Raw genomic sequence first — 220 nt, forward strand, 5'->3', positions numbered from 1 at the left:
TAGTATCAGCTGCTACCGCTTTAGCATCTGCTGCTTCCGCTTTCGCTACCGCACCATCAGCTTTGGTATCTGCTGCTACTGCTTTAGCATCTGCCGCTACAGCTTTATCGTCTGCTGCTTTCGCTGCGTCTTTAGCTTCGCCTGCTTTCGCTAATGCATCTGCTGCATCTGTTGCCGCTTTACCGGCTTTAGTATCAGCTGCTACCGCTTTAGCATCTGC

The 220-nt window shown here is 51.4% G+C and carries 1 protein-coding gene; it reads right to left on the reverse strand.

Features of this window, described 5'->3' with window-relative positions:
• Positions 1 to 220 (reverse strand): hypothetical protein (locus ACTHTQ_RS11595; RefSeq protein WP_440364000.1); only part of this gene is annotated, 220 nt, incomplete at both ends.

Source organism: Neisseria sp. P0020.S003 (genome assembly GCF_051957095.1).
Lineage (GTDB): Bacteria > Pseudomonadota > Gammaproteobacteria > Burkholderiales > Neisseriaceae > Neisseria > Neisseria subflava.